We start from the raw sequence: 26,877 nt of genomic DNA, 5'->3' as shown, positions 1-26,877 counted from the left end.
GATTTTTATTCGGCAGGAAAGAAGCGAGAACAGAACCCAAAGTAAACCCTAAGCGTGAGGCGATAAGCAATGCTTATCACAACTTTATTTCAGGATTGCTTTAGTATGGGGAGGCTGATCAGGGGGAGATAAACGGCCCAACCCATCGATATGATTAATAACATAATTTGTGGGGTTACTCCGGGAGTAATCGCTTGCAATTGCCAACCGATCAGATAGGTCACAGGGCCGACAATGGCACCGACCAGCGCTAATGGCAAAATGGCGGCTTTCAACTGGGGCAATAGCCAATACCACCAGCCGCTGAACGTCACCCACAGCGCGATCAACCATACCGGTAGCGAGGGTTGACCTATAAATCGCAGTACACCGCAATAATGCCAAGCCGCATCCATCGCAATCCCCAGCGGGGCTGCCATCAGCAACCATTTCCGCTGGCGGGCGGCGGGTAGCAAGGGAGCTAATAGAGCACCGATGGTTAACAGCATGTCGACATGCTCACGACCAATGACTGCCAACACCCAATAGAGAGCAAATCCTAGTGTTATAAGCCAAAAGCCAGCGCGTAACTGCATATTTACCCTGATAAAAGGTTGATGATAAATCTATAGCTGCGAGATGCGATAAGCGCAACGTCTGGCGCCGGATAGAATGTGTTCCGCACGTTCTACCTGTGCTTGCAGTACCTCGGTAAAGATCTTCAACTCAGCGCGGCAGAATCCCTGACACAGCGTTGCTGCGGCGCAAATTGGGCAGTGGTTTTCGTACAGCAAAAACGAACCATCATCTTGCGCTTGCCATTCGGCCATATAACCTTCGCGACAGCGCAGAGCCGCTAGACGAGCGACGCGTTCCTGTAAGCTGTTTGCGCCGATCATCTCTTGTTTGTAATTAATGCGAGTCTCTTGTTCACGGGCATCAATCAATACCTCAATGGCTTGTTCACCCAGCTTGTCACGCACGGTGCGTAACAATTGCACTGTCAGTTCAGCATGGGTGTCGGGAAAACGAGCGTTACCGGCGGTGGTTAGATGCCAAAGCTGCACTGGGCGACCCACGCCACGGGTTTCGGCGACGGCTTCGACCCATCCTTCTTTAGCCAGTTTGACGAATTGCTGGCGTACCGCTTCACCGGTAGTGCCCAGCACTTTACCGGCTTCCGAGGCTTGCTGTGGGCCGCGGGTTTTCAGCAGTGTCATTAAGCGCTCACTGACCGGTTGAGTGCAGCCTTCGCTCGTTTCCAAATTGATTTTTGCCATACTGTTCCGTTAGGTTTGTTATTCCAAGTTATTGCTTGTTAAATCTAGCTCAATATCACTGTTAACTCAATGTCATTACTCTGAAAACAAAATATTACTGCTGACGGCTTGAATGTTTGCTGGTATGTATTTCTGGGCAGTCTGAATTTCTCTCCTACTGGCGCAAAGCCGGTCCATCACCTCTGGTTATTTGCAGGTCATCACATGATTGAGCATCACATAATTGAAATAGTGCAGTTGGACGCAGTAGCAGCGGAACAAGCAGTGCCTGAATTAGCCGAAGTGTTACAAGCCAGCGTATTAGAAGGAGCCAGTATTGGATTTGTGGCGCCATTTAGCGTTGAGCAAGCAGCGGCTTTTTGGCGGCGTATACTGCCAGAGGTTCAACGAAATGAGCGGCTATTGTTGATCGCCCGCGATGCCACAGGACGAGTGGTGGGAACCATCCAGTTATTGTTGGATATGCCGGACAATGGCCGTCATCGTGCGGAGATCGTGAAACTGATGGTGCACCCGCAAGCCCGTCGTCAAGGCATTGCCAGACGCTTGATGCAGCGAGCAGAAGAACTCGCCAAGCAACATCAGCGGCGCTTACTGGTGTTGGATACCGCAACAGGTGACACTGCCGAAGGCATGTACCGTCTGATGGGATATCAATTGGCTGGTGTGATCCCTGAATATGCCATCACGAGTGATGGTGCTTCAATAGACTCGACCAGCTATATGTATAAATTATTGTGATAATAAAAAAGCCGGGCACAGCACCCGGCGAAATAAAACTGAATGAGCCGTAGCTAAAAATTGCAGTGGTGGTTATATCAATGAAAATTAGAACTGGTAGGTCAGAGCAATAGCCACCACATCGTCATTTTTCAGACCCAGTGGGTTATTACTGTCAAGTTGGTTGATTTTATAATCGATATAGGTCGACATGTTTTTGTTGAAGTAGTAATAGGCGCCTACATCAATATATTTAACCAAATCGGCATCGCCGATATTTTCAATATCTTTACCTTTCGACTGCACGTAACCCAATGACGGACGCAGACCAAAGTCAAATTGATATTGAGCGACTAATTCTAAACCTTCGGCTTTATTGGCAAAACCACTCACCGGCGTAGAGGTATTATTAATGGTTGCGACGCCAGAAATTGGTACAATATTACGGCTCTGTGAATAGGTCGCCGCTAAATAAACATCGTTTGCATCGTATTTCAAACCGGTTGCCCAGATATCGGCTTTATCCCCGGTACCGTAAGTGCCCGCTTTTTGTGCAGCAGTACGGTTAGAAGAGGCATAGGCGGCACCGACGCTAATACCATCGATGATTTCATAGCTGGAAGACAAACCAAAGCCGTCACCGTTGGAGCGGCTGGTGCTGCGGCCATCGTTCTCGTTTTTACCTTGGTACTGCACGGCGAATTTCAAGCCATCAACCATGCCGAAGAAATCGTTATTACGGTAGGTTGCCACGCCATTGGTACGGCCATTCATAAAGTTATCGGTTTTGATGTAAGCATCGTCACCGAATTCTGGCAGCATATCGGTCCAAGCGCCGACGTCATAAATAATACCGTAGTTCCGGCCGTAATCGAATGAACCATAATTCTTAAGTTTTAAACCGGCGAAACCTAAACGGGTTTTGGAACCTTTAGCACCATCGGCTTCGGCATTGTTGGCAGCAATTTGATATTCCCACTGACCGTAACCGGTTAACTGGTCATTAATTTGCGTGGCACCTTTAAAACCGATACGAACATAGGTTTTATCGCCATCGTTACCCGCATCGCCAGAGAAATAATGCAGCGCTTTTACTCGGCCATAGAAATCGAGTTTATTGCCGTCTTTATTATAGATTTCTGCCGCTTGAGTAGTCTGAGCAACTAAAAGTGCCGGAATGATAACGGCCAGTCGATTAAGTTTCATGGTGTTCCCTGCTTTATTTATTGAAAGACGCTTATCATCATCAGTTATTTTTGACTGCTGTATTGATCGCAGCGCAGATTTTTTACCAAGGTTGTGTGATGCATTTATGACAAAGTGTTCATGTTTATCTCAAATGATTAAAAAATTCACAAAGGGTGCGAGTTTTCATCTACGCCAGAGGACTTTTGCGGTGGCGACCGCACCTCGGTAACATTGGCGGTAACTTGGGCTGACGGCGTGGGCAGTCTGTGGGACAATGGTGGCATCATTTCGTTGAGATAAAGAGTTGAATGGCGCTCACCCCTGCAGTTAAAGATCAGATTGGCCAATGGTACAAAGCTCTGCAGCAACAAATACCAGATTTTATTTCCCGCGCTCCGCAACGGCAGATGATTGCCGAAGTGGCGAAAACGCTGGCGGGTGACTATCCACGCCATTTAGCCATTGAAGCGCCAACCGGCGTGGGAAAAACGCTGTCTTATTTGATCCCCGGTATCGCCGTTGGGCGCGCCGAGAGCAAACCACTGGTGGTCAGTACAGCCAATGTGGCATTGCAGGATCAGATCTACAGTAAAGATTTACCGCTGTTGAAAAAGATCATTCCCGACCTGAAATTTACCGGTGCGTTTGGCCGTGGGCGCTATGTTTGCCCACGTAATTTGGCTGCGATGAGCACCGACGTTGCCGAGCAGGGCGATCTGACGCTGTATCTCAATGAAGACGAATTAGTGCCTTCCAACGGTGAAGAGCAGGCGCTGTGCCAACAACTTTCCAAAGCGCTGAGTCGGCATGAGTGGGATGGCCTGCGTGATCATTATCAAAAGTCTGTCGACGATCCGCTGTGGATCAAACTCAGTACCGATAAGGCCAACTGTCTGGGGCGCAATTGTCACTATATTCGCGAATGTCCGTTTTATATCGCGCGTAAAGAGATCGAAACCGCCGACGTGGTGGTTGCCAACCATGCACTCGTGATGGCAGCGTTGGAAACCGAATCGGTATTGCCCAACCCGAAAGAGCTGCTGTTGGTACTCGACGAAGGCCATCATTTACCAGACGTCGCGCGCGATGCGTTAGAGATCGACGGTGAAATCACCGCGCTTTCGACCAATTTACAGCTCGACATGATCGTCCGTCAGGTCGAACAGTGCATGACGCAGTATCGCCCCAAAAATCCTCCCGGACTGACCAATAGCGAACGGTTGAAAAATCACTGTGATGAGATGCGTGAGCTGATTCAGACTTTTGAACATCAGGTGAGCGCCTATTTGCCGGGCGACAGCGTGGCTGCCGAATACCGTTTCGAAATGGGCGAACTGCCGGGCGAAATGGTGGAGATCTGCGCTCGCTTGTTCAAGTTGACGGATGGTTTGCGTGGTGTGGCAGAATTTTTTCTCAATGATTTAACGGAGCAAACTGGCAAGCACGATATCGTGCGTTTGCATCGTTCGATCATCCAGATGAGCCGCACGCTGGGCTATTTGGAGGCGATGAGCAAATTGTGGCGGTTAGCGGCGCTAGAGAAATCCTCCAATGCGCCGATCTCTAAATGGGTGGTACGCGAACAACGCGATAATGTTACCCACCTCTATATGCATTGCGTGGGTATTCGCGTGAGCGATCAGCTGGAAAAACTGCTGTGGCGCAAAGTGCCGCATGTGGTGGTGACTTCGGCAACGTTGCGTTCGTTGAATAGTTTTTCCCGTTTGCAGGAAATGAGCGGTTTAAGTGAAAAGTTGGGTGATCGTTTTGCTACGTTGGATTCGCCGTTTAACCATGTTGAACAGGGTAAAATCGTTATCCCACAGATGCGTTTTGAACCGGCGATAGCGAACGAGGCGGAGCATTTAGAAGAGATGGCGCGCTGCTTCCGTGCGGAAGTGGCCGGCGGGCAGCATAAAGGCATGCTGATTCTGTTTAGCAGCCATCGGGCGATGCAAACCTTCCTCAGCTACGTGACCGATCTGCGTTTGATGCTATTGGTACAGGGCGATCAGCCGCGTTACCGCTTGGTGGAGGAACATCGCAAACGGGTTGAACAGGGCACCGCCAGTGTGCTGATCGGTTTGCAATCATTTGCTGAAGGGTTAGATCTCAAAGGCGATCTACTCACGCAGGTGCATATTCATAAGATCGCCTTCCCACCGATCGACAGCCCGGTGATCCTCACCGAAGGCGAGTGGCTGAAATCGTTGAAGCGTTATCCGTTCGAAGTACAGAGTTTGCCGAGCGCATCGTTTAATTTGATCCAACAGGTTGGGCGTTTGATCCGCAGTAATGAATGCCACGGCGAAATCATCATTTACGATCGTCGTTTACTGACCAAAGGTTATGGCTCGCGGTTATTGGCTTCGTTACCGGTATTTCCTATCGAACAGCGTGAAGTTCCAGAAGCCGATAAAGCTCATCAAGCGGCATTGAAATCTGCCGCCGAAGCGGCAAAGAAAGAGAAGAAACGCAAGAATCCCTTCGCTCGTCGTCGTGCTCGCTAATTAAAACAGCGGAGGCAAACGACGCTTAACCGGCGTCGTTTTCACAATCGAGGTGTTGCTTTGCGCACGTTCGGCCAGACGATCGAGAATTTCGTCAAGCTGTTCCATTGAGTGCGCCACCAGCCGCACGATGAAGCAATCCTCCCCGGTCACTTTGTCGCATTCAATCACCTCCGGGATTTCTTGGATCATCTGCTCGACTTTTTTCAGCATCCCCGGCAGCGGTTTGATACGCACCAATGACTGAAAACTATAGCCCAACGCCTGCAAATTAACGTTTAGGGTATAGCCCTGAATTACCCCATTTTCTTCTAAGCGCCGCAAACGCTCTGAGGTGCTAGGGGAGGATAAACCCACTTTGGCACTCAACGTTTTCAGCGACATACGGGCATCTGTCGTCAACAAACTCAGGATCTGGCGATCGATATCATCCATAGTGACTCCGTTAGGTGAAATTAAATTTATGCCTTAAATATAAAGGCAATTAAGAGTTTTGTCCTTTTTTATGCCATGGCAAATGTTGGAGGAAAATCGCAAGCTAGTGGTATAGCTCACAGGGGGGATTCACCGATGAATGTAGAAATAAAACGCGGCTCGCTAGAGATGATTGCAGCGATGCTGATTTCCGGCTCGATAGGCTGGTTCGTTTTGATGTCCGGCCAACTGGTGATCAACGTGGTGTTCTGGCGTTGTGCCATCGGGGCATTAGTGCTGCTGCTCATTTGCGGAGCTCTGGGGCAACTGCGGCGTAGCCTTCTCAGTCGCACAACATTATTACTGGCGATTGCTGGTGGTGTTGCTTTAGTGATCAACTGGTTACTGCTGTTTGCCGCTTATTCTTATGCTTCAATTTCTATCGCTACCGCCGTGTATAACACTCAACCCTTTATGTTGGTGGGTTTGGGGGCGTTGTTTCTGGGAGAAAAACTAACAGCACGTAAATTGCTATGGCTGCTGCTGGCATTCATCGGCATGATTTTCGTGGTGTTAGCACAACCTAAACAACAAGGTGGACAGGGCAGCTATTTGCTGGGGATTTTACTGGCACTGGGGGCGGCATTTTTCTATGCATTGATGGCGCTAGCAGCGAAAAGATTGAAAGGAACGCCACCGCATCTCATCGCACTGATTCAAGTGGTGGTCGGTGTGGTGATGCTGTTACCACTGGTCGATTTTAGCTCGCCGACGAGTACGGAACAGTGGGGGATGTTGGCAACGCTGGGTCTGCTGCATACCGGAGTGATGTACGTTTTGTTGTATGGCGCGCTGCAAAAATTACCCACTAACCTGATTGGCTCGCTGTCGTTTATCTACCCCATCGCGGCGATGGTGGTGGATCGGCTGGCATTTGGTCATCAACTGGCGGCGTTGCAGCTTGTGGGTGCCGCGATCATCCTACTGGCAGCGGCGGGGATGAATTTATTGGGGGAGTCCGTGGTAAAAGTGAGAAACAAACCTATTTCTCACAAGGTGTAGTCATTAGGTTATTATTTCTCCATAATGACAACACAAAAGACAACACGGAGTGCTCATTATGTCGAATATTCATTTTCGTATCGATGAAGAGATCAAACGTTTGGCAATGAAAGCTGCCGAACGTTTGGATACTAACTTGACCGATTTAATGCGTCAGCGAGTAGAAGAACTTGCTACAGAAGAGCTAAAACGGAAGGAGAGTGAACATGATGTTTGGCTAGAGCAGCAAATTGAAGATGCATTTAGCCGTTATGAGGCGGGACAGGTGAGTTTCATCAGTAATGATGAAGCGAATAACCATATGGCAGCTCTTCGTGAAAAAGCATTGCGAGGGGAATTATGATTTTTGTTCAATGGGATAAGCTTGCATTGCAAGACAGGGAAAGTATTTTCCGTCATTTGAATCAAGAGGCCGGAGCTAATGTTGCGATCAGAGTCGATTATAAATTTGAGATGATGGCGGAGATTTTACGTGATAACCCAGAGGTAGGTCTCCGGGTCGGTAGAGCAAAAAAACTGTGTAAGTTGAGAGCGTTCAGAATTCTGTGTCACGTTAAAAGATCATTACAACGTAATCACTTTATCGAGGCGACCTTCAAAATAAATCGCCAACTGGGACAATGTCAAATTCCAGCTCTGGATCGGCATTGTCCATTTTTCCTGCGCATTCATTAACCCCAGATAAAGCAGCTTCAACAGACTGTTTTCGTTAGGGAATGCGCCTTTAGTTTTCGTCAGCTTTCTGAACTGGCGGTGCACTGATTCAATGGCATTCGTGGTGTAAATGACTTTACGGATCGTCGCCGGATACCGGAAGTAATGTGACAAATTCTCCCATTTTCTCCGCCATGACTGGATGACCATCGGGTATTGCTGGCCCCACTTAGCCTCCAGTTCATCCAGCGCCGTTTCTGCTGCTTCTTTCGATACGGCACGATAAACGGGCTTCAAATCGGCCATAAACGCCTTATGGTGCTTGGAGGCGACATATTTAATCGAGTTGCGGATCTGATGGATAACACAGAGCTGGACTTCGGTATCCGGGTAAATACTGTTTATCGCTTCCGGGAACCCCGTCAGACCATCCACACAGGCAATCAGAATGTCGTTCAGGCCACGGTTTTGTAGATCGGTCAGTACTGACAGCCAGAAGTTAGCCCCTTCGTTTTCAGACAGATACAGACCCAGGATCTCTTTTTTGCCTTCCAGATTCAGCGCAAGAACAGTGTACACGGCTTTGCTTTGATAACGCCCGTCTTCGCGGATCTTATAGTGAATCGCATCCAGCCAGACGAAGGGATAAACCGTCTCCAGCGGGCGTTGTTGCCATTGTTGCAACTCAGGAATCACTTTATCGGTGACGGCGCTGATCGTGGCGCTGGAAACACTGAAAGCATACAGGTCTTCAATTTCCTGGCTGATATCCTTGTAACTCATGCCCAGTGCAAACATGCGGATGATCTTGCGCTCAATCTCATCGGAAAGCGTGGTCTGGTGCTTCTTCACGAGTTGAGGCTCAAAAGTACCGTTACGATCGCGGGGCGTGGCGAGTTCAAAGGCACCAGTGGGTGTTTTTAGTGTCTTTTTAGACGAACCATTTTTACGGTTAACGGCAATATCTTGAGCCAGATGAGAGTCGAGTTCAGCGGCCAGAGCAGCTTCGGTTAACTGTTTGATTAATGGCGTTAAGATGCCATCTTTACCTGTCAGTGCCTGACCATCCTGAAGTGCTTTCAGGGCTTTATCGAAATCGAAGGGTTGGGACATGTGTCATTCCTTTTTGTCGGTATTTTACTGGAATGACACAGAATTTCTAACACTCCCTGTAAGTTAGTGATCCCACGTTTCCCTTTTATCATGATCTATATGTTTGCTACACCACAGGTGAAAATCCTCCGAGTCTTGCATACAGCGCGGCGTATTAGCGGTAAATTCAAAGCTTAAGCTCCTGATTAGGGAATTCACTATCATGTACCAACCTGCCGCTTTCCGTGAAAACGATTTGGATATCCAACTGGAACTCGTGCGTAATAACCCATTAGGGATGTTGATTAGCCATGGTGAGCAAGGGCTAGTGGCCGATCCGATCCCGTTCCTCATTGATGTGGTCGATGAGCAAATTACGTTACGGGCACATGTTTCTCGCGCCAATGGGCATTGGAAATTGCTCCAAACTGCGGCGGAGTGTTTGGTGGTCTTTCAGGGGGCACAAGGTTACGTATCACCTGGTTGGTACGAAACCAAACGTCAGCATGGCAAGGTGGTACCGACGTGGAATTATACGGTGCTGCAAATGTGGGGAGTGCCAACGGTCACCGACGATGCGCACTGGTTACGGCAGCAATTGCAAGGGCTGACCGCTCTCAACGAGGGGCGACAAGCGGAACCGTGGCAGATTGATGATGCGCCAGAAAACTTTATTGCTGCTCAAATGAAAGGCATCGTCGGGATAGAAATTGCAGTGACTCGCCGCGAAGGCAAGTGGAAACTGAGCCAAAATCGTAATGTTGAAGATGTAGCTGGTGTGATCAACGGCCTACGCGCTGGTGATGGTTCTCAGCAACGGTTGGCCGATGAGGTTGAGCGTCGAAGAAGATAAGGTATGCTAGCCGTATTGCTCTAGGGGAATCGACGATGGATTACACCAAAATTATCAAAGAAATAGGTCGTGGTAAAAATCACGCGCGCGACTTGGATCAGCAAACCGCATTTCTACTGTATCAAGCGATGTTAGCTGGTGAGGTTCCTGAGTTGGAGCTGGGTGGGGTGCTGATTGCCATGCGTATTAAGGGTGAAGCCGAAGAGGAAATGCTGGGGTTTTATCGGGCGATGCAGCAACAGGTTATGCGCTTGCAGCTACCGGTAGGCCGACCGATGCCTGTGGTACTACCGAGCTACAACGGAGCACGAAAGCAGGCTAACTTGACCCCGTTGTTAGCACTGTTGCTGGCGAGAGTGGGATTACCAGTGGTGGTGCACGGCGTGTTGGACGACAGCACTCGCGTGACCAGTGCCGAAACCTTTAAAGCGCTCGATATTCCGTGGTCGGAAGATACTGCACATGCCCAAGAGCGACTGAATAGCGGAAAGCCGGTGTTTATTCCTGTTTCCGCGCTGTCTGCACCGCTAGAGAGTCAGCTTAGCCTGCGTTGGCGTATGGGCGTGCGAAACAGTGCTCATACCTTAGCAAAACTGGCGACTCCATTTGGTGATGATGATGTGTTGCGTATTGCCAGCGTTTCTCACCCAGAATATGTCGAGCGGGTAGCCTCGTTCTTCCGCCAGATCGGTGCCCGTGGTTTGTTAATGCACGGCACTGAAGGAGAGGCTTATGCCAATCCGCAGCGCTGCCCGCAGATCCACTACATCGTTAATGGTGAACAGCAAATCTTGTTGGAACGCCCGGCACAAGATGAACAGCCCGAACTCCCAACGGCGAAAGATGCCGAAACCACGGCACGTTGGACCGAGCGCTGTTTGGCGGGAGAAATCGCGATCCCGATGGCTCTCCAACGTCAAGTCGCCTGTTGCTTGGTTGCCACTGGTGTGGCAGAGACATTGGAGCAAGCGATGGAGTATTCGATTATCTGACGAACAACTCACTCTCCAATTCAGGGGCATTGTGGTATGCCTAAATTCAGTGTACCACTACACCTAGACTCCCTTTAGGTTCATCACATATAGGGAGTCCAGGGGCACAGGAACATTCTAGTTGTAGTAGTTTGGGATTATTGGTAGGGCTGTTTACTCATTAAGATTTCTGTCGCCACCCCCTGGATAACCCCCTAAATCATCCCTTGCTATACCTCCTACACCCCCCTCTCCTACAGACCCTCCAAGGATACCTCTATCAGAAAGGCCACCATCACGGGATGATAGTGACGCTGGAATGGCTTTAACCGCAGATTCCAGATCACCCTGCTTTGTACTTTCGTCAATGAGCCTTTGCGCGAGAGCCATGCTGATGCCAAGACCTGTTGCCAGAGATGCTGAGTTATAGAGGGTAAAGATATTGCTCATAAGTGTATTCTCCTGAAAATTGAGGTAACTACGTCATAAACAAGAATCAATGAATATTTGGTTAAAAAAAACAACAGCAATTCAGTATAGACACATTAAAAAGTTTCTGATCATACGGATATCAATGAAGAGTCACTGGTTCGGGATGTGTTATCTTACGCGCCAGAAATAACGACCAAGAGAGCTAGCACGGTGGAAAAAAAGAAAAACTTCTCGCAGCAGAAGAAAGAGCTGCATCCGCGCAACCGTCATCGCTCACGCTATGACTTCCCCGCATTGATCGCCAGTTGCCCTGCATTGGCGGCGTTTGTGCGGGTTAACGAGTGGGGGAATGAGTCGGTTGATTTTGCCGATCCGGCAGCGGTAAAAATGCTGAACCGTGCTTTACTGCAACATTTTTATGGCATTGAACATTGGGATATTCCTGCTGACTATCTTTGTCCGCCCATCCCTGGCCGGGCGGATTATCTGCACTATTTGGCCGATTTGTTAGCAACCAGCAATAACGGGGAAATCCCACGCGGTAAAGGCGTCGCCATTCTTGATGTCGGGATTGGTGCTAACTGTATTTATCCGATTGTGGGTCTGCGTGAGTACGGTTGGCGCTTTACCGGCTCTGAGATCGACCCGGTTGCGCTTAACTCTGTCAAAATGATTGTGGCGATGAATCCGACGTTGAAAAACAACGTGCGTATACGTCATCAAAAACAACCCGAGCAGATCTTAGACGGCATTATTGGTGTGGCAGAACGTTTTGATGCCGTAGTGTGTAACCCACCGTTCCACGGATCAGAAGAAGAAGCTCGCGCTAGCACACGCCGCAAACTGCATAAACTGGGCAAAGGGGAAGTGGCCGACAAACCGGTGCAGAACTTTGGTGGCAAAAATCACGAACTGTGGTGTGAAGGTGGGGAAGAAGCCTTCGTTCGCAAAATGGTGGAAGAGAGCGTGGGTAAGGCTGAAAACTGTTTGTGGTTTACTTCGCTGCTCTCTAAACACACCACGCTACCCGCGATTTACTATGCATTAAAACAGGCTGGGGCTGTTGAAGTACGAACCATCGAAATGGCGCAAGGGCAGAAGATCAGTCGTTTTATTGCCTGGACGTTCCACGATGAGCCGCAGCAAGCGGCTTGGGCGGCAGAGCGCTGGCAGTCGTAATAGAAAATGGCGGGCATAATTCGCCCGCCATTGCAGACATCAAGACACGTGCTGTAAGAACTCACGCAGACGTGGGCTTGGTGGATTGTTGATTAAGGTATGCGGATCGCCATCTTGCGCGATACGGCCTTTATCAATGAAGATTAAGCGTGAAGCCACTTTCTCCGCAAATCCCACTTCGTGAGTCACGATCACCATGGTCATGCCTTCTTCTGCCAGATCCTGCATAACTTTCAACACTTCATGGCGTAGCTCTGGATCGAGTGCTGAAGTCGGCTCATCAAACAACATCATCTTCGGTTTCACCGCCAACGCACGGGCGATCGCCACACGCTGTTGTTGACCACCAGAAAGTTCAGAAGGGTAGTGATGGGCGCGTTCTGCCAACCCAACTTTCGCCAACAACTCACGCGCCAGCTTTTCGGCTGCAGGTTTTTTTAGGCCACGCACACGAATGGGGCCAAAGGCGACGTTTTCCAACGCGGTCAGATGTGGGAACAAATAAAATTGTTGAAACACCATACCGGCTTCTTGGCGGATCAGGCGCTCATCGACTTTCGGATCGTTCACTTTTAGGCCATCGACAATCAACTCGCCACTGGTGATTTCTTCCAGCTTGTTGATACAGCGCAGCAAGGTCGATTTACCGGAGCCAGAAGGCCCGATGATCACCACCACTTCACCCTGCTTAATGTTCAGATCGATATCGTGCAGCACCTTGGTTGGGCCAAAGTGTTTAGAGACGTTTTTAAATTCAATCACAGGATTTTCATCCTTCTTTCCAGACGACGCAGAACAAAGCTCAGCACCAGCGTAATGATCAGATAGATAACCGCCACCGCACTCCAAATTTCCAGTGCGCGGAAGTTACCCGCAATAATTTCCTGCCCCTGACGCGTCAGTTCTGCCACGCCGATAACGATGAACAGCGAAGTATCTTTGATACTGATAATCCATTGGTTACCCAGCGGTGGCAGCATACGGCGCAACGCCAGCGGCATGATGACATGACGAATGGTTTCACGGCGCGAAAGCCCCAGCGCTAAGCCTGCTTCCTGGAAGCCTTTATGAATCGACAACACCGCACCACGGGTGATCTCGGCGATATAAGCACCGGAGTTGATCATGATAGTGACCACGGCGGCACTGAAAGGATCGATGCGTAGATCGCTAAAGGCCAGTGGTAGGGCGAAGTAGATAAACATCACCTGAACCACAATCGGCGTACCGCGAATCACTTCGATGAACACTAATGCCACATGGTTGGCGATCCAGCCGCCGTAGGTGCGAGCAAAACCGGCAACCAGGCCGATAATCAGGCCACCAATCAACCCGAGGACCGAAATCCACAAGGTCATCTTGGCACCTTCTAAAAGAATAGGAATGGCAGGCCAGATGGCACTCCAATCGAACTGCATAATAATCTCCCGGTGATCCCAAAAAATTGGGAAACAACAAAGCACAGGGATGGAACGACCTTCCTTGTGCTGAACTTAATAATTTGCCAACTTCATCAGTGAGTTATTTAGGTTCGGTACCGAACCATTTTTTGTAGATTGCGTTGTAGGTGCCGTTTTCACGCAAAGTTTTCAGTGCGCCGTTCACTTTCTCACGCAATTCGTCGCTGCCTTTCGGGAATGCGATACCGTATTGCTGAGCTTCCAGTGATTCGCCAACAGTCTTGAACTTGCCCGCACCGGCAGTTTTGATGAAGTACAGGATATTTGGCGTATCGTGCAGCACGGCGTCAGCACGCTTGGTACCTAGCTCCATGTAGGCGTTGTCGATGTTCGGGAATTGGCGCAGATCTTTGGTTTTGATATTGGCTTTAGCGTAATCGACGGAGCCGGTACCACCTTTCACTGCCACGACTTTGCCATCCAGGTCTTTCACACTTTTGATGCTGTCGTCGTTGGCATTAACCATCACTAACAAGCCGCTTTTGTAGTAGCCATCAGAGAATTCGATAGCCTTTTTACGTTCTTCGGTAATGGTGATACCCGCCAGTGCCAGATCGATATTTTTAGTTTGCAGAGCAGGGATGATGCCGCCGAAGTCCATGGGTTTCAGGGTGTAGTCCAGCTTCAGTTCTTTGGCGATAGCAGCCCACAGATCGATATCAAAACCAACGTATTTGTCGCCTTGTTTGAATTCGAAAGGAACGAAAGCGGTGTCGGTCGCGACAACCAATTTATCTGCTGCGTGAGAACTTACGGCAAAGGCCAGAGAGAGTGCGGCCAGGGAGACTTTGAAAATTGACTTCATGAGTGGAATTTCCTGTACAGGTTGTTGATTACCTATTTTTTATATTGCAGTTGGTGTCATGAAAAAATCGTGCCATGTTTTCAACTACTATAAAAACAAAGGGTTGTGATGCAATGTTGTGTTACTAATGCGAATTGTTATAGTTTTGCACTATAAGTGGGCACCGAAATGGCGCAGGGCAACTCTTATGGTGCAGCGGCCTATCATGAACCAAATAACATCCTGCAAACAACCTGTAGTTAACCATTTTGCTTCAATATTGATACCTGACTCTAACTTTTGTAGCACTGGAATGTAGCAAATGGATGAAGAGTGGGAGGAAAGCCGGTCAGACGACCGGCGAAATGGACGATTACAAAAGTTCGCGGTGAATCTTTACCACCACTTTTTTGATCTTCTTGGCACCTTTTACCTGACAGCCCGGTTTATGGGGTTCATGCGGGAAGAAAATCACAAACATGCCTTCTTTTAGATCCACGGTTTGCGGACTACGTTGGATATCCACCATCTGGATATCTTTTTCCTCGTCATAAAGTTCTTCGTCGTCCCAGCTGGCGGGTAAACCGTACTCAATACGTTCCTCTCCACGTACCAAGATTTGGATATCAAGATAATTATGGTGAATCTCGGCTTGTTTGCTTTCCGCTGGTTCTGTCGTGAGCTCGTAGATAGTCATAAAAATCTTGTCACCATCGATCTCATGCCGACCTAGCGGTAGTTCATCGAGGTTGAGTTGACGAAGTTGGGTCAAGGTATCGCGTAATACCGGCGACAATCCATAGCCGTAACGGGGGTTATATACGCTGCTATAAATCAATTTTATTCTCCATTATTCAATTGATTGAACCAAAATTAGGAAAGTTGTTCGATCTGTGGTTTGGGTTTGATGGTCAAGGTTGAACCCATTGAAGCGGCAATAATGGCCGCTAACGCTGACCATTGCACCAGCGTTAGATGTTCGTTCAGGAATATCATGCCGGAAAGTGCTGCCATTGCTGGCTCAAGGCTCATCAAGGTTCCGAAGGTACGCGCTGGGATTTTCGGTAACGCGATCATCTCCAACGAATAAGGTAGCGCAGTTGAGAGGATGGCGACTGCCAAGGCGACCGGTAGAACATCCACATTCAATAGCACGCTACCCGCTTGCCAGGCACCGATCGGGCAAAAGACGAATGCGGCGACTAACGAACCCACAGCGACGGTACCTGGACCATGGTCGCCCCCGGCTTTCTGGCCGAAAATAATGTATATCGCCCAACAGGCACCGGCACCGAGAGCGCAGAGTGCGCCCATCGGATCGATACTGCCCATGTCGCTTCCCAGTGGCAGCAGGAACCACAGCCCGACAATCGCCAATATCACCCATAAAAAATCCACGGCGCGGCGGGAAGAGAACATAGCAACGGCTAGTGGGCCGGTAAACTCCAGCGCTACGGCGATACCCAGCGGTACGGTACGTAAAGAGAGATAGAACAGGTAGTTCATGCCCCCTAATGCCAACCCATAAATCAGCAAGGGTAAGCGGCTACCGGCAGCGAAACGCATACGCCACGGACGGAAAATAATAAACAGAATCAGCGTACCGATGCCTAGACGTAAGGTGGTGATCCCTTCTGCACCAATTATCGGGAACAAGCTTTTGGCCAACGATGCTCCGCCCTGAATCGAAACCATGGCAATCAGCAGTAAGCAAATAGGAAACAGCGTGGAAGACGCTTTAGAGGAAGACATTCCATTGAACCTTTGTTTAGTACATCGCCCTTAATCTGGGAGGACGGAAAAAAGATGTCGCTAGTGTAAATGAATTGGCTGGACGCTGCCTGTGAAAAGCATCTTACGTGAAAAAATTACTGTAGCTTAAGGTGGGTTGATGAGTTGTGAGCAAAATGTATACGTTTTTTTAGGACTCGTCCTAATATTAAATGAGTGATTTATGTCACATTTGCGCGTAGAATGCGTGCGAATTTATAGCAAAATGAAAGTGATAGACTGTGCTTGAAACTTTTCGTTACACGTTATAAAGCGTTAGACAGTGATTTCTTGGCAGAGTTTCACACTATTTTTTGTTATATTCACAAAGCAACAACAAATGGATTTACTTAAAAATAAAACGCGTTTGAGGTGGTTATGAAAAAAATTGCATGTCTTTCCGCAGTAGCAGCTTGCGTATTCGCAGCTAGCATCGGTACCGCATTTGCTGGTAAAAGCACTGTTTCAGCAGGTTACGCTCAAGGCGACCTGCAAGGTGTTGCTAACAAAGCTGACGGTTTCAACCTGAAGTATCGTTACGAGTTCGACGATAGCAACCTGGGTGTGATCGGTTCTTTCACTCACGTAGAAAAAGACCGTGCTGAGTCTGGCGTTTATAACAAAGCGCAATACAACTCCATCACTGCAGGTCCTGCTTACCGTTTCAATGACTGGGCAAGCATCTACGGTGTAGTAGGTGTTGCTTACGGTAAAAACGTAGCTAACGCTCAAACTGGTGACACCCGTTACGACACCAGCGACTATGGCTTCACCTATGGTGCTGGTCTGCAGTTCAACCCAATTCAGGACGTTGCCCTGGACGTTGGTTACGAGCAGAGTCGTATCCGTAGCGTTGACGTGGGTATCTGGAGTGTTGGTGTAGGTTACCGCTTCTAAGATTTCAGCCTGTGGGGTAGTTGACCATAGCGATAAAAATCCGCCTCGATTGGCGGATTTTTTTTGCCTAAATTCAGCGGATTACAGTGGGCGAGTCATCACAATGATAGATTCTTGATGATATTCGCTGAAGTGGCTTTCACGGAAACCGACTTTTTTTGCTAGTTTGAGTGAGGGCTGATTGTCCGGGGAAATAATACAGACCGCGTGGCGTTCGGTGAAATTCTCCGATGCCCAATCTAAAGCCGCCTTCAGGGCTTCTGTGGCGTAGCCTTTGCCATGCGCCGCGCTGGCAAGTGCCCAGCCCATTTCTGGTGCGTCGAGAGCAGGTGCCATCGTGCGTTGGAAGTCAGCAAAACCAATATCACCGATATACGCACCGCTCGCTTTCTCACGCACAGCCCAATAGCCGTAGCCCATTAACTGCCAGTGGCCGATGTAACGCAATAGGCGGCTCCAGCAGTCCTCACGACCGCGCGGCGTGCCACCGATATAACGCACCACTTCGGGATCGGCCCACATTGCGGATAATGCGTCAAAGTCTTCGCGCGTATGCGCATCCAATATCAGACGTTCGGTCACAAGTTGTGGAGCACGGGTAAAGGTTGTCATCAATGCTTTTCCTGTTTATGTCACGGTGGTCGCCTAGTGTTATACCACTAACCATAGCGCCCAAGTAATCAGGAAACCACTTAACCCCAGAATGGTGGTCAATACCGTCCAGGTTTTCAAACCATCGGAGACTGACAGCCCCAGATATTTGGTGACGATCCAGAAACCTGAGTCGTTAACGTGCGACAGTCCCAGGCCGCCGAAGCAGGTGGCGAGTGTCACCAACACCAGTTGCAGGTGATTCAACCCACTGACGGCCTCCGACAGCAAACCGCCGGTTGTCAGGATGGCGACGGTAGCGGAGCCCTGAGAGGCGCGCAGAGCGAGTGAAATAATAAACGCCGCGGGGATCAACGGTAGGCCGATGGTGGTCAACACCTCTGCCAACGCTTTACCTACACCAGACTCCACCAAGACTTTGCCGAATACGCCGCCCGCACCGGTAACCAGAATCACCACTGCCGCCGTGGGTAAGGCCGCGCCCATCACGTCGCTGGTATGTTGCAGGCTCCAACCCCGACGAACCGCCAAGAAGTAGTAAGCCAGCAGTAGGGCAATCATCAAGGCAACGGCAGGCGCGCCAATTAGCCCCAATGCATCGCGCAATGCGGAGCCGGGTTCTAACAAGGTGGCAGAAACGGTGCCTAGCATAATGATGGCGATAGGGATGACGATTAAGGCAGAAACCAAACCGGCACTCGGCGGATTGATGCGATCGCTCAACGGTGTTTTACCTTCCGGCGCTGGCTCTGGTGCGGCGAGTTGCAGTTGTTCTAACACCTCAACGGAAAGCGGATAGTTTTTACGATTCAGGTATTTCGCCACAAAGTAGCCGATGATCCCGACTGGAATACAGATGGCGATACCCAATATGGTCAACCAGCCAATGTCAGCATTCAACAAACCGGCGGCAGCAACCGGGCCCGGATGGGGCGGCAGTGCCACGTGTACAGTTAGCATCACTCCGGCCATGGGCAGGCCGAACTTCAACGGTGAAACTTTGGCGACCTTGGCGAAACCATAAATAATCGGTGCCAAGATAATAAAGCCGACATCAAAGAATACGGGGATACCGAGAATAAACGCGGCGATGGTGAGTGCGGCAATGGTGCGCTTTGGCCCCAATGCTTTACTGAAACGTTGTGCCAGTGATTCGGCACCACCGGAATGCTCGATCATCCGGCCGAGCATCGCGCCCAAACCGATAATAATGGTGACGGAACCCAGTACGCCGCCCATACCGGCGGTCATCACTTTCATCACTTCGCCAGTTGGAATACCGCTGGCTAAGGCGACCAGTAAACTGACCACCAGCAGAGCGATAAACGGCTGAACTTTGGCTTTAATCACCATCAGTAACAGCCCCACGACGCCTAAAACAGCAATTAACAGCAACATCGATGTAGACATAGCACAACCTTCGTAGGGTAAAGATAGGCACCGCGATCGCTCGAAAGCGATACGGATGCCTTATTTTTTATAGGGTTAGAGCACTGGTGTTAGCGCGATATTTACAGGTACGGTTTTACCCAACTTAGTCCGGCAGTGGTTTCGCCGCGTGGTTTGTATTCACAACCAATCCAGCCTTGATAGCCGATTTCATCCAGTTGCTTGAACAACCACGGATAATTCAGCTCACCATCATCCGGTTCGTTACGATCCGGCACAGAGGCGATTTGGATGTGAGCGTAGCGTCCTGTCAGTGACTTGAGAAGATCGCTGATGTTGCCGCCGACTAACTGAGCGTGGAAGAAGTCGAATTGGATAAACACATTTGGGTGATCGACTGCCGCCTGTAATTTGGCTGCCTGATGTTGGCTGCTAAACAGGTAGTGCGGTTTCACCTGTGGGCTAAGTGCTTCGATCAGGACTTTGATACCGTGTTTGGCAAAGCTGTCGGCGGCATAACGAATATTGCTGACGAAAGTATCGCGATAACGATGCCAGTCTTCCCCTTCCGGGATCACACCCGCCATGACGTGGACATTCGGACATTTCAGCGCAATGGCGTATTCCAACGCGCGATCAATATCGACGCGGGCTTCAGGTTCGCGACCCGGCAGTGCCGCCAATCCCCATTCACCCGCCGCCACGTCACCCGGCGCGGTATTGAACAGCACCTGTTGCAGACCATGTTGTTGCAGTTTCTCCGCCAATAACGCGGCAGGGTATTCATACGGGAACAGGAATTCTACCGCTTTGAAACCCGCGTTAGCCGCGGCCTCAAAACGATCCAGAAACGGCAGTTCGTTGAACATCATCGATAAATTAGCAGCAAATTTAGGCATGATTCAGTTCCTTAGTTCAGCAATTTCATCATCGGTCAAATAGCGGATTTTGCGGTCGCCGAGGGTGAAAATCAGTTTTGCCGCATCTTCCATCTCTTCGGTATTGTCTGCTGCGGCCCGTAGATCTTTGCCGGTAACGACCGGACCATGATTGGCCAGCAGGAAGGCGCGATAAGTGGGCGCCAGTTTCGCGAGGTCTTCCGCCAGCCGCACATCGCCGGGGCGATAGTAAGGCACCACGGGCACTTCACCGACACGCATCACCACATAAGGGGTGAACGGTTTGATGGCATTCTTAGTATCCAACCCCTCCAAGCAGGACAGGGCGGTCAGGTAGGTGCAATGCAGATGAACCACCGCTTTGCACTCGGGATTATTCAGGTACAGCGCGCGGTGGAAGCTGATTTCCTTCGATGGTTTATCACCGGAGATCCACTCCCCCGTCAGGCTGACCTTAGACAGCCGATCGGCCTGTAACTCACCTAAACAGGAACCGGTCGGTGTTGCCAGCAGGTTGCCGTCTTCCAGTAACAGAGAAAGGTTACCGGCTGAACCGGTGGCGTAACCACGTTGGAAGAAGGACGCGCCCAAGCGCACCATCTCTTCACGTGCCTGCTGTTCAGAACTTAACATCATATCGGGAACTCCGTTTGTGCTCTGGCGAAGAAGTTCTCATCGCCGAAATTACCCGATTTCAATGCTAATGAGACCGGTTGTTCGATGGCGCGTACCCAAGGCACTCCGGGGGAAATACAAGGGCCGATATGGAAACCACCAATGTTCAGCGCTTGTGTCACGACGCCGGAGGTTTCACCACCTGCAACGATAAAGCGGCTGAATCCGGCTTGTTGCAGCAACTTAACGAGTTGAGCGAATAATGCCTCGACCGCTTGGCTAGCGGCTTCAACACCGTATTGCTGCTGAGTCTGATGCAGTTTTTCTGGCTCGGCGGTGGCATAGATCAACGGGGCGAGCGCACCCTTCGCTTGTTGTTGTACCCAATGAGCCAGTTCATCAGCGTAAGCCGTGCAGTCGGATTCAGTCATACAGCGGGCAACGTCGAGCGCTTGTGCTGCGGCTTGTTGACGGTAACGGGCAACTTGTTGGTTGGTCATTACTGAACAAGAACCCGAAAGTACCACGGCTTTTTCACCTTGTGGTGCACCTGCAGCCTGCGCTTTTTGCTGGCCCGGCTGCGCCCATTGACGCGCTAGACCGATCGCTAGCCCTGAGCCGCCAGTCACTAGCTTCATATTTTTCAGCGCTGCGCCCTGAGTCAGCAGATGTTGCTCGTTCAGCGTATCTAACACCGCGTAACGAACACCTTGTTGCACCAGTTGCTGCAATTTTTCTGTTACTGCTTCAGCACCACTGTCCATCTCGCTGGCGCTGACCAAACCGCAACGGCCTTCGGCTTGTGCTTCCATCAAACGCAGCAGATTGCTGTCAGTCATTGGCGTGACCGGGTGGTTACGCATCCCGGACTCAGACAGCAGCTGATTCATGACAAACAAGTAGCCTTGATAGACGGTGCGGCCATTGACCGGCAGCGCAGGGGATATCACCGTTTGGCTCTCTCCCAACGCGTTGAGCAAAGCATCAGTAACAGGGCCGATATTGCCGCGAGCGGTACTGTCGAAGGTGGAGCAGTATTTGAAGTAAAACTGCTGACAGCCCTGACGTTGCAACCAAGCCAACGCTTGTAAAGATTGCTCAACCGCCTGTTCCACCGGGCAGGAGCGAGATTTTAGGCTGAGAACCACCGCTTGAGCGTCAATCGGTGCATCACTGGATGGCACGCCATTAAGTTGTACCGTCGGCAGACCGTTTTCTACCAGAAAACTGGCGATGTCGGTGGCGCCGGTAAAGTCGTCTGCAATCACTCCGAGCCGCATTATGCGTTCTCCTTTTTCTGTGGCAGAGAGATACCTGCAAAGATCTTAATCACGGCGCTATCATCTTCTTTACCGTAACCCGCATTGCTGGCAGAGGTGAACATATTGAAGGCGGTAGAGGCCAGCGGCAGCGGGAAATGCAGCGCTTTGGCCGTGTCAGCAACCAACCCCAAATCCTTAACGAAAATATCGACCGCAGACTTCGGTGTGTAATCACCGTCTACAACATGCTTCATGCGGTTTTCGAACATCCAGGAATTACCGGCGGCATTGGTCACCACGTCGTACATCACATCCAGTGGGATACCGGCGCGTGATGCCAATGCCATCGCTTCTGCCCCCGCCGCGATATGTACGCCAGCCAGTAATTGGTGGATGATTTTGACCGTGGCACCTAAACCGATTTCATCGCCGATGCGGTACACTTTGCCAGCAACCGCATCCAGTACCGGTTGCAACTGGGCGAAGGTGGTTTCACTGCCGGAAGCCATCACCGTCATTTCACCGGCAGCGGCTTTGGCGGCACCGCCGGAAACGGGGGCATCCAGCATATTCAGGCCAAAGGTTTTTAATTGCTGTTCAATCTCTTTGGCATCGGCGGCGGAAATGGTAGAAGAAACCATCACCGGAGTATTAGGCCGCAATTGGCTAGCTAATCCATTGGCATCAAACAAAATTTGTTTAACCTGAGCGGCATTAACCACCAATAACAGCACTGCATCCAGTTCGGCGGCGAAGGCATTGGCGCTAGTGGCGGCTTGTTTGGCACCCGCTTGTTGCAGTGTGGCAAGTGATTGTGGATTTAGATCGACACCATAGGTAGTCAGCCCGGCTTTGATGCAAGATTGCGCTGCACCCATACCCATTGAGCCTAAACCTACGATACAAACTGAATAATCCCTTGGCTGTGTCATTCAGTGTCTCCTGTTAATTTTAGTGATAATTTGTTTTGATGTGTTAAATATAAGCGTTATTAGTGCCGGCTTCGGTGATCGTCTTCACAATTATTAACAACACTAGAAACCCATGATTCACACGTGAAATAGCCTGATAAATGGGTTATCCAACTGTTTTTTATCATTTATGATGGATTGTGACCGATCTCGCAGCAACCAGAAGCATTACTGTCACTGAACGAGAATTGACGTAAAATCACAATTATTATCATTGTCACAGTGAGGAGAAACCGTGATCCCAGTAGAACGCCATCAACAAATTTTAGCGTTGGTCGCCGAGCGCGGCGTGGTCAGCATCGCCGAATTGACCGAACGGTTGGGGGTCTCACACATGACCATCCGCCGTGACTTACAGAAGTTAGAAGAGCAGGGCACGGTGTTGAGTGTTTCGGGTGGCGTGCAATCGGTGGAGCGTTTGGCGGCAGAGCCTTCTCACCAAGATAAAGAAGGGATGTTTAGCCAGCAAAAGGCGGTTATTGGTCAGTTGGCCGCGCGCCAAATCCCGATGAACAGTTGCATCTATCTGGATGCAGGAACCACTACTTTAGCTTTGGCACGGCATATTCACGATCGCGATGACCTAACGGTAGTGACCAATGATTTTGTCATTGCCAGCTATCTGATCGAAAATAGCCGCTGCAATATTATCCATACCGGTGGCAGCGTATGCCGTGAAAACCGCTCCTGCGTTGGCGCAGCTGCGGCATTAGCGTTACGTAATCTGTTTATCGATTTGGCGTTTATTTCGGCTTCTTCTTGGAGCCTGCGAGGTATATCTACGCCGAATGAAGACAAAGTGGTGGTGAAGAAGGCGATTGTAGATGCTAGCCGTCGATGTGTTTTGCTGAGCGATACCTCGAAATACGGTAAGGTCGCGACCTATCTGGCACTGCCCATCTCGGTATTCGATGCGATTATCACCGATGAGAACTTGCCAGCCAGCGCGCGTGAGGCAATTCAACAAGCAGGTATTACATTAGTGAGTGCAGAAAACTGAAGGGTGCTTGCAAGCAATTGGGTATAAATACGCCCAATTGCTGATCTATTATTTCCCTATTGTTATTTGTAAGACAATTCCAGTACACATATTTAATCCCGGATCGTGATAAACAATAAATGAAGGCATTTGCTTTCATTTTGTATTTGTTTTTGAAAATATAAAATATTTTTGTGCGAAAGGAATGGGTTGATATTTACTTGATGCCTATCAATATTAATTTAGGACTATTTTTTTGTTAAAAAAATGATATGCGCTTAAATGCTGATCGTTTTGAGTCTTAAATTTTAATTTTTACAAAATAAAAATCTAACTTTAAGAATTTTTACATTTAAATATGTCATTACCCATGTTCTTTGTATAACCTTTGTTTATAATTAATAAGAATTTTCCTATGCAGGGGCGAAAAAAGGAGGTCGAGATAAAAATCCTCTGTTAATTGCCTGATTTATTAAGGTTTCTATTATAGTGCTCTGGTAATTAACTTTTTAAACTTTTTATTGATGTTTTTGTAACATTGAATGCCGAACCACAGTGGATAATATGAAATATAGAATTAATGGACACATTCTTTTCGATGCGGACACAGGAAGCCTGAGCCTAAAGGATTTCTCAGACGATCCGCTTCCTATTTCTAATCCTTCTAAGAGGTTATTACTCTTATTGATTACTCATCATGGCGAACCCGTCGGCCGCGAAGTGATATTCCGCAAGGTATGGGATGATTATGGCATGATCTCCAGCAATAATAATCTTAATCAGTGCGTTAGCAAACTGCGTAGGATGTTAAAAACGTTGGGAATCGATGAAGAAGTGATTATTACGGTCCCAAAAGTGGGATTTATGCTGAGCCGCGATATTGCCATTGAAGCTTGCGATGAAGAACAGTTTATGCCCATGGCAAACGACAGTTATTTGGCGACCAGAACATTAATTCATGACCTAGAATCGGCTGAAGACCCGGTTATTATCCCTACAGTGCGAGCTGAGCACGGTGCATTACGTTGCTGGGCGATCATCAGCGCAGCAATGGCCGTCACCGTGACCTTAATGATTGGTTTAACCGTTTTTTTTACCAGCACAGGCGTCAGACAAGAGCGTTATATCGGTGATTCAGGGAGTTGCAAAGTTTTCCTTTCATCCACTGGCCGGGTTGAAGTTCATGATCCTGGGTTAGATCGTGATGTATTAGCCTTTTCTACCGGACAACATGCTCAATGCTCTGGGGATGAATACCTCTTGGTGGTCAAGAGTAACCAAGTCCGTTCCTATATTTCTGGCATATCACGCTTGTTTATCTTGCGATGTAAGATTGCCCGTGAGCATCGCATTGAGATTTGTTACGGTCTGCAAAATGAGCAACTGCCTTAATGACGGGATGCTAATCCGATTATTGTTAGTGATTAATTGCGAATAATAGCTATGGCTGTTTATTTTTATACTGAGTTAAAAAACAAAATCAGTGGCTAACGGCTTAATCCTGACGCAACCCAGTTTAATACGGTTGTGGGTTTTCCATTTGTTTATAATAAGAAAATTCTTGGAGCTTTACCGCGATTGGCCTTTACTTGCCAATATCCGCAGATAACGAGGGAATGTATGCAACGAAAAATCAATACGGGGAATTTCATATTCTATGACTCCATGCCTTGGGTTCGATTCGGGCTGGAGGCTTATTTGCAACCCGCGATCATCCATTCAAGTCAAGTAGGGACGCTACATGAGCTGACTACGGCTTTGGAGCAAAACTCACATCAAACTGTCGTGATGGAACTCTACAGCAGTAACGAGCGGCTCTATGAGGGAGTACGCTTTATCTTGCAAGCGAAAGAGTTCTGGCCGGAAACGGCTTGGATGGTATTTACTGATGTAAAAAACTACAGCATCGTGTATTTGTTAGCGGCGATACCACGTATTTCACTGGTTTCTAAGCGTGATGATTTGGATTGCGTGCTAAATGGTATAACTTCTGCTCGCTATGGATTGGGTTATCATAGCCCTAATATCCAACGGATTATGGCATTGCATTCTTTACCCACCGAGGTAAAAAGGCTATCGAGTAGTGAATGGCAGGTGCTAGCACTGATGATTTCCGGTTTTAGTGCCCAGAAAATTGCCGATAACACGCAGCGGACTTATAAAACGGTGAGCAGCCATAAGTTGAATATCCTGCGAAAACTGTGTTTTAACCAGGCCGATTTTATTTTGATGTTATTGGCATTCCGACAACGTAGTCCTTCGGCAACATAGTTCTTCGATAACATAGTTCAGTGAATATCTAACCCCTTTCCTCATTAGCCGCGATGAATTTTCTTATTGCAAGCGCCATCGAGGTGTCAGTTTCGGCTGCTCAATATACCCGTCATACTTGAAGCTGCATCTTTGTTGGCTGCTCTTGCTCACCCGAATCACTTACTGGCGTAAGCTCATCGGGATTCACTCGGTTGCCGCCTCGATGCAACTCCAATTATTTAGGGTATAGGCGTTGTTCCCTATACCCAAGATAATCACCACCAAGCAAGGGAGCCAAAAGCGGCTCCTTTGCTATACCCGTCATACTTGAAGCTGCATCTGTGTTGGCTACGCTCACTCACCCGAATCACTTACTGGCGTAATCTAGGTAATTTAAATCATCATCTTAATATCGGGTCAGGATTGTTTTCTGATCTAACTTATTTTTGTAGGAATAATCTTAGTTCAATATTCTGATGTAATATGCTGTTTAGATTTAATTTCTTAATATTGAGAATGAAAACATTAAATGCAGAATTAAAATCTAAATATTCTTCTTTTGGTAGTTAATGATTCTATTTGTCTTATTATGAGATAGGATTGATTTCGGCAGAGCAAGCTAATCAGCAAAAGCACACCACACATTTTCAAG

At 48.9% G+C, this 26,877-nt stretch carries 28 protein-coding genes; 11 read left to right on the top strand and 17 right to left on the bottom strand.

Going from position 1 to position 26,877, the window contains the following annotated elements; genetic code table 11:
* Positions 1 to 89: 89 nt before the first annotated feature.
* On the bottom strand, positions 90 to 575 hold the full coding sequence (locus AC3ISQ_RS14930; RefSeq protein ID WP_489347733.1) for a DUF2878 domain-containing protein: 486 nt from the start codon (positions 573 to 575) through the stop codon (positions 90 to 92).
* A gap of 30 nt (positions 576 to 605) precedes the next feature.
* The gene (locus AC3ISQ_RS14925; RefSeq protein WP_489347731.1) at positions 606 to 1,259 is read right to left on the bottom strand and encodes a helix-turn-helix transcriptional regulator; all 654 of its coding nucleotides are present in this window, start codon (positions 1,257 to 1,259) and stop codon (positions 606 to 608) included.
* 219 nt (positions 1,260 to 1,478) lie between these two features.
* On the opposite strand from AC3ISQ_RS14925, the gene AC3ISQ_RS14920 reads away from it, so the two are divergent.
* Complete coding sequence (locus AC3ISQ_RS14920) at positions 1,479 to 2,000, top strand: GNAT family N-acetyltransferase (RefSeq protein WP_489353305.1); 522 nt, start codon at positions 1,479 to 1,481, stop codon at positions 1,998 to 2,000.
* Between the two features lie 87 nt (positions 2,001 to 2,087).
* On the opposite strand, the gene ompC is transcribed toward AC3ISQ_RS14920, so the two are convergent.
* Positions 2,088 to 3,185 carry a porin OmpC gene (ompC, locus tag AC3ISQ_RS14915; protein WP_489347729.1) on the bottom strand — a complete coding sequence of 366 codons (1,098 nt, stop codon included), beginning with the start codon at positions 3,183 to 3,185 and terminating at the stop codon, positions 2,088 to 2,090.
* A 290-nt stretch (positions 3,186 to 3,475) separates the two neighbouring features.
* Between ompC and dinG the strand changes: the two genes are divergently transcribed.
* Positions 3,476 to 5,677: an ATP-dependent DNA helicase DinG gene (dinG, locus tag AC3ISQ_RS14910; protein ID WP_489347727.1), complete on the top strand. Its 2,202-nt coding sequence runs from the start codon at positions 3,476 to 3,478 to the stop codon at positions 5,675 to 5,677.
* Here the strand turns inward: dinG and AC3ISQ_RS14905 are convergent, their stop codons facing one another.
* Entirely contained in the window at positions 5,678 to 6,112 is a 435-nt protein-coding gene (locus AC3ISQ_RS14905; protein WP_489347726.1) for an Lrp/AsnC family transcriptional regulator, read from the bottom strand. It lies immediately after the preceding gene.
* Positions 6,113 to 6,247: 135 nt separating this feature from the next.
* Between AC3ISQ_RS14905 and AC3ISQ_RS14900 the strand changes: the two genes are divergently transcribed.
* Together AC3ISQ_RS14900 and AC3ISQ_RS14895 are read left to right on the top strand one after the other, a co-directional pair.
* The gene (locus tag AC3ISQ_RS14900; RefSeq protein WP_489347724.1) at positions 6,248 to 7,153 is read left to right on the top strand and encodes a DMT family transporter; all 906 of its coding nucleotides are present in this window, start codon (positions 6,248 to 6,250) and stop codon (positions 7,151 to 7,153) included.
* Positions 7,154 to 7,211: 58 nt separating this feature from the next.
* Complete coding sequence (locus AC3ISQ_RS14895) at positions 7,212 to 7,496, top strand: damage-inducible protein J (protein ID WP_489347722.1); 285 nt, start codon at positions 7,212 to 7,214, stop codon at positions 7,494 to 7,496.
* Between the two features lie 221 nt (positions 7,497 to 7,717).
* Here the strand turns inward: AC3ISQ_RS14895 and AC3ISQ_RS14890 are convergent, their stop codons facing one another.
* Positions 7,718 to 8,920 carry an IS256 family transposase gene (locus tag AC3ISQ_RS14890; RefSeq protein ID WP_489347145.1) on the bottom strand — a complete coding sequence of 401 codons (1,203 nt, stop codon included), beginning with the start codon at positions 8,918 to 8,920 and terminating at the stop codon, positions 7,718 to 7,720.
* Between the two features lie 202 nt (positions 8,921 to 9,122).
* On the opposite strand from AC3ISQ_RS14890, the gene AC3ISQ_RS14885 reads away from it, so the two are divergent.
* Both AC3ISQ_RS14885 and ybiB read left to right on the top strand, forming a co-directional pair.
* A complete protein-coding gene (locus AC3ISQ_RS14885) occupies positions 9,123 to 9,752 on the top strand; it encodes an FMN-binding negative transcriptional regulator (protein ID WP_489347720.1) in 630 nt (209 codons plus the stop codon).
* A 35-nt stretch (positions 9,753 to 9,787) separates the two neighbouring features.
* Positions 9,788 to 10,744, top strand: a complete 957-nt coding sequence (ybiB, locus tag AC3ISQ_RS14880; RefSeq protein WP_489347718.1) for a DNA-binding protein YbiB — start codon at positions 9,788 to 9,790, stop codon at positions 10,742 to 10,744.
* A gap of 153 nt (positions 10,745 to 10,897) precedes the next feature.
* Here the strand turns inward: ybiB and AC3ISQ_RS14875 are convergent, their stop codons facing one another.
* Positions 10,898 to 11,173 carry a hypothetical protein gene (locus AC3ISQ_RS14875; protein WP_489347716.1) on the bottom strand — a complete coding sequence of 92 codons (276 nt, stop codon included), beginning with the start codon at positions 11,171 to 11,173 and terminating at the stop codon, positions 10,898 to 10,900.
* 192 nt (positions 11,174 to 11,365) lie between these two features.
* Here AC3ISQ_RS14875 and rlmF point away from each other — a divergent pair, with 192 nt between their 5' ends.
* Complete coding sequence (gene rlmF / locus AC3ISQ_RS14870) at positions 11,366 to 12,334, top strand: 23S rRNA (adenine(1618)-N(6))-methyltransferase RlmF (protein ID WP_489347714.1); 969 nt, start codon at positions 11,366 to 11,368, stop codon at positions 12,332 to 12,334.
* A gap of 39 nt (positions 12,335 to 12,373) precedes the next feature.
* Here the strand turns inward: rlmF and glnQ are convergent, their stop codons facing one another.
* The 5 genes from glnQ to rhtA all read right to left on the bottom strand — a co-directional run bounded on the left by glnQ (position 12,374) and on the right by rhtA (position 16,330).
* Positions 12,374 to 13,096 carry a glutamine ABC transporter ATP-binding protein GlnQ gene (glnQ, locus tag AC3ISQ_RS14865; RefSeq protein WP_489347712.1) on the bottom strand — a complete coding sequence of 241 codons (723 nt, stop codon included), beginning with the start codon at positions 13,094 to 13,096 and terminating at the stop codon, positions 12,374 to 12,376.
* Positions 13,093 to 13,752 carry a glutamine ABC transporter permease GlnP gene (gene glnP / locus AC3ISQ_RS14860; protein WP_489347710.1) on the bottom strand — a complete coding sequence of 220 codons (660 nt, stop codon included), beginning with the start codon at positions 13,750 to 13,752 and terminating at the stop codon, positions 13,093 to 13,095. Before glnP ends, glnQ begins: the two co-directional genes overlap by 4 nt.
* 103 nt (positions 13,753 to 13,855) lie before the next feature.
* Positions 13,856 to 14,599 carry a glutamine ABC transporter substrate-binding protein GlnH gene (glnH, locus tag AC3ISQ_RS14855; protein WP_489347708.1) on the bottom strand — a complete coding sequence of 248 codons (744 nt, stop codon included), beginning with the start codon at positions 14,597 to 14,599 and terminating at the stop codon, positions 13,856 to 13,858.
* Between the two features lie 352 nt (positions 14,600 to 14,951).
* Entirely contained in the window at positions 14,952 to 15,416 is a 465-nt protein-coding gene (gene nanQ, locus AC3ISQ_RS14850) for an N-acetylneuraminate anomerase (protein WP_489347706.1), read from the bottom strand.
* Positions 15,417 to 15,451: 35 nt separating this feature from the next.
* Positions 15,452 to 16,330: a threonine/homoserine exporter RhtA gene (gene rhtA, locus AC3ISQ_RS14845; RefSeq protein WP_489347704.1), complete on the bottom strand. Its 879-nt coding sequence runs from the start codon at positions 16,328 to 16,330 to the stop codon at positions 15,452 to 15,454.
* Between the two features lie 396 nt (positions 16,331 to 16,726).
* Between rhtA and ompX the strand changes: the two genes are divergently transcribed.
* Positions 16,727 to 17,245 (top strand): outer membrane protein OmpX, encoded by a 519-nt coding sequence (gene ompX, locus AC3ISQ_RS14840; protein WP_489347702.1) that lies wholly within the window; start codon positions 16,727 to 16,729, stop codon positions 17,243 to 17,245.
* Positions 17,246 to 17,326: 81 nt separating this feature from the next.
* Here ompX and AC3ISQ_RS14835 read toward each other — a convergent pair whose 3' ends face one another.
* From AC3ISQ_RS14835 to ltnD, 6 genes are all read right to left on the bottom strand, one after another.
* The gene (locus AC3ISQ_RS14835; protein ID WP_489347701.1) at positions 17,327 to 17,857 is read right to left on the bottom strand and encodes a GNAT family N-acetyltransferase; all 531 of its coding nucleotides are present in this window, start codon (positions 17,855 to 17,857) and stop codon (positions 17,327 to 17,329) included.
* Positions 17,858 to 17,896: 39 nt separating this feature from the next.
* Positions 17,897 to 19,267 carry a GntP family transporter gene (locus AC3ISQ_RS14830; RefSeq protein ID WP_489347699.1) on the bottom strand — a complete coding sequence of 457 codons (1,371 nt, stop codon included), beginning with the start codon at positions 19,265 to 19,267 and terminating at the stop codon, positions 17,897 to 17,899.
* A 101-nt stretch (positions 19,268 to 19,368) separates the two neighbouring features.
* On the bottom strand, positions 19,369 to 20,145 hold the full coding sequence (locus tag AC3ISQ_RS14825; RefSeq protein WP_489347697.1) for an HPr family phosphocarrier protein: 777 nt from the start codon (positions 20,143 to 20,145) through the stop codon (positions 19,369 to 19,371).
* Between the two features lie 3 nt (positions 20,146 to 20,148).
* On the bottom strand, positions 20,149 to 20,781 hold the full coding sequence (gene otnC / locus AC3ISQ_RS14820) for a 3-oxo-tetronate 4-phosphate decarboxylase (protein ID WP_489347695.1): 633 nt from the start codon (positions 20,779 to 20,781) through the stop codon (positions 20,149 to 20,151).
* Entirely contained in the window at positions 20,778 to 22,040 is a 1,263-nt protein-coding gene (gene otnK / locus AC3ISQ_RS14815) for a 3-oxo-tetronate kinase (RefSeq protein WP_489347693.1), read from the bottom strand. Before otnK ends, otnC begins: the two co-directional genes overlap by 4 nt.
* Complete coding sequence (gene ltnD, locus AC3ISQ_RS14810; protein WP_489347691.1) at positions 22,040 to 22,954, bottom strand: L-threonate dehydrogenase; 915 nt, start codon at positions 22,952 to 22,954, stop codon at positions 22,040 to 22,042. Before ltnD ends, otnK begins: the two co-directional genes overlap by 1 nt.
* Positions 22,955 to 23,228: 274 nt before the next feature.
* Here ltnD and ygbI point away from each other — a divergent pair, with 274 nt between their 5' ends.
* The 3 genes from ygbI (at position 23,229) to AC3ISQ_RS14795 (ending at position 26,243) form a co-directional block, all read left to right on the top strand.
* A complete protein-coding gene (gene ygbI / locus AC3ISQ_RS14805; protein ID WP_489347690.1) occupies positions 23,229 to 23,993 on the top strand; it encodes a DNA-binding transcriptional repressor YgbI in 765 nt (254 codons plus the stop codon).
* Between the two features lie 543 nt (positions 23,994 to 24,536).
* A complete protein-coding gene (locus AC3ISQ_RS14800; protein ID WP_489347688.1) occupies positions 24,537 to 25,364 on the top strand; it encodes a winged helix-turn-helix domain-containing protein in 828 nt (275 codons plus the stop codon).
* Between the two features lie 228 nt (positions 25,365 to 25,592).
* Positions 25,593 to 26,243: a helix-turn-helix transcriptional regulator gene (locus AC3ISQ_RS14795; RefSeq protein WP_489347686.1), complete on the top strand. Its 651-nt coding sequence runs from the start codon at positions 25,593 to 25,595 to the stop codon at positions 26,241 to 26,243.
* The last annotated feature ends 634 nt before the right edge of the window (positions 26,244 to 26,877 follow it).

The sequence above is a fragment of the Serratia sp. KH_031 genome, from assembly GCF_057839655.1.
This window is presented reverse-complemented; position numbering and strand designations above follow the sequence as displayed.

What these genes read in the sequence shown, in the direction of transcription:
- AC3ISQ_RS14930 (WP_489347733.1), bottom strand. Translation starts at nt 575, where the DNA reads ATGCAGTTACGCGCTGGCTTTTGGCTTATAACACTAGGATTTGCTCTC.
- AC3ISQ_RS14925 (WP_489347731.1), bottom strand. Translation starts at nt 1,259, where the DNA reads ATGGCAAAAATCAATTTGGAAACGAGCGAAGGCTGCACTCAACCGGTC.
- ompC (WP_489347729.1), bottom strand. Translation starts at nt 3,185, where the DNA reads ATGAAACTTAATCGACTGGCCGTTATCATTCCGGCACTTTTAGTTGCT.
- dinG (WP_489347727.1), top strand. Translation starts at nt 3,476, where the DNA reads ATGGCGCTCACCCCTGCAGTTAAAGATCAGATTGGCCAATGGTACAAA.
- AC3ISQ_RS14905 (WP_489347726.1), bottom strand. Translation starts at nt 6,112, where the DNA reads ATGGATGATATCGATCGCCAGATCCTGAGTTTGTTGACGACAGATGCC.
- AC3ISQ_RS14900 (WP_489347724.1), top strand. Translation starts at nt 6,248, where the DNA reads ATGAATGTAGAAATAAAACGCGGCTCGCTAGAGATGATTGCAGCGATG.
- AC3ISQ_RS14895 (WP_489347722.1), top strand. Translation starts at nt 7,212, where the DNA reads ATGTCGAATATTCATTTTCGTATCGATGAAGAGATCAAACGTTTGGCA.
- AC3ISQ_RS14890 (WP_489347145.1), bottom strand. Translation starts at nt 8,920, where the DNA reads ATGTCCCAACCCTTCGATTTCGATAAAGCCCTGAAAGCACTTCAGGAT.
- AC3ISQ_RS14885 (WP_489347720.1), top strand. Translation starts at nt 9,123, where the DNA reads ATGTACCAACCTGCCGCTTTCCGTGAAAACGATTTGGATATCCAACTG.
- ybiB (WP_489347718.1), top strand. Translation starts at nt 9,788, where the DNA reads ATGGATTACACCAAAATTATCAAAGAAATAGGTCGTGGTAAAAATCAC.
- AC3ISQ_RS14875 (WP_489347716.1), bottom strand. Translation starts at nt 11,173, where the DNA reads ATGAGCAATATCTTTACCCTCTATAACTCAGCATCTCTGGCAACAGGT.
- glnP (WP_489347710.1), bottom strand. Translation starts at nt 13,752, where the DNA reads ATGCAGTTCGATTGGAGTGCCATCTGGCCTGCCATTCCTATTCTTTTA.
- glnH (WP_489347708.1), bottom strand. Translation starts at nt 14,599, where the DNA reads ATGAAGTCAATTTTCAAAGTCTCCCTGGCCGCACTCTCTCTGGCCTTT.
- rhtA (WP_489347704.1), bottom strand. Translation starts at nt 16,330, where the DNA reads ATGTCTTCCTCTAAAGCGTCTTCCACGCTGTTTCCTATTTGCTTACTG.
- ompX (WP_489347702.1), top strand. Translation starts at nt 16,727, where the DNA reads ATGAAAAAAATTGCATGTCTTTCCGCAGTAGCAGCTTGCGTATTCGCA.
- AC3ISQ_RS14835 (WP_489347701.1), bottom strand. Translation starts at nt 17,857, where the DNA reads ATGACAACCTTTACCCGTGCTCCACAACTTGTGACCGAACGTCTGATA.
- AC3ISQ_RS14830 (WP_489347699.1), bottom strand. Translation starts at nt 19,267, where the DNA reads ATGTCTACATCGATGTTGCTGTTAATTGCTGTTTTAGGCGTCGTGGGG.
- AC3ISQ_RS14825 (WP_489347697.1), bottom strand. Translation starts at nt 20,145, where the DNA reads ATGCCTAAATTTGCTGCTAATTTATCGATGATGTTCAACGAACTGCCG.
- otnC (WP_489347695.1), bottom strand. Translation starts at nt 20,781, where the DNA reads ATGATGTTAAGTTCTGAACAGCAGGCACGTGAAGAGATGGTGCGCTTG.
- otnK (WP_489347693.1), bottom strand. Translation starts at nt 22,040, where the DNA reads ATGCGGCTCGGAGTGATTGCAGACGACTTTACCGGCGCCACCGACATC.
- ltnD (WP_489347691.1), bottom strand. Translation starts at nt 22,954, where the DNA reads ATGACACAGCCAAGGGATTATTCAGTTTGTATCGTAGGTTTAGGCTCA.
- AC3ISQ_RS14800 (WP_489347688.1), top strand. Translation starts at nt 24,537, where the DNA reads ATGAAATATAGAATTAATGGACACATTCTTTTCGATGCGGACACAGGA.
- AC3ISQ_RS14795 (WP_489347686.1), top strand. Translation starts at nt 25,593, where the DNA reads ATGCAACGAAAAATCAATACGGGGAATTTCATATTCTATGACTCCATG.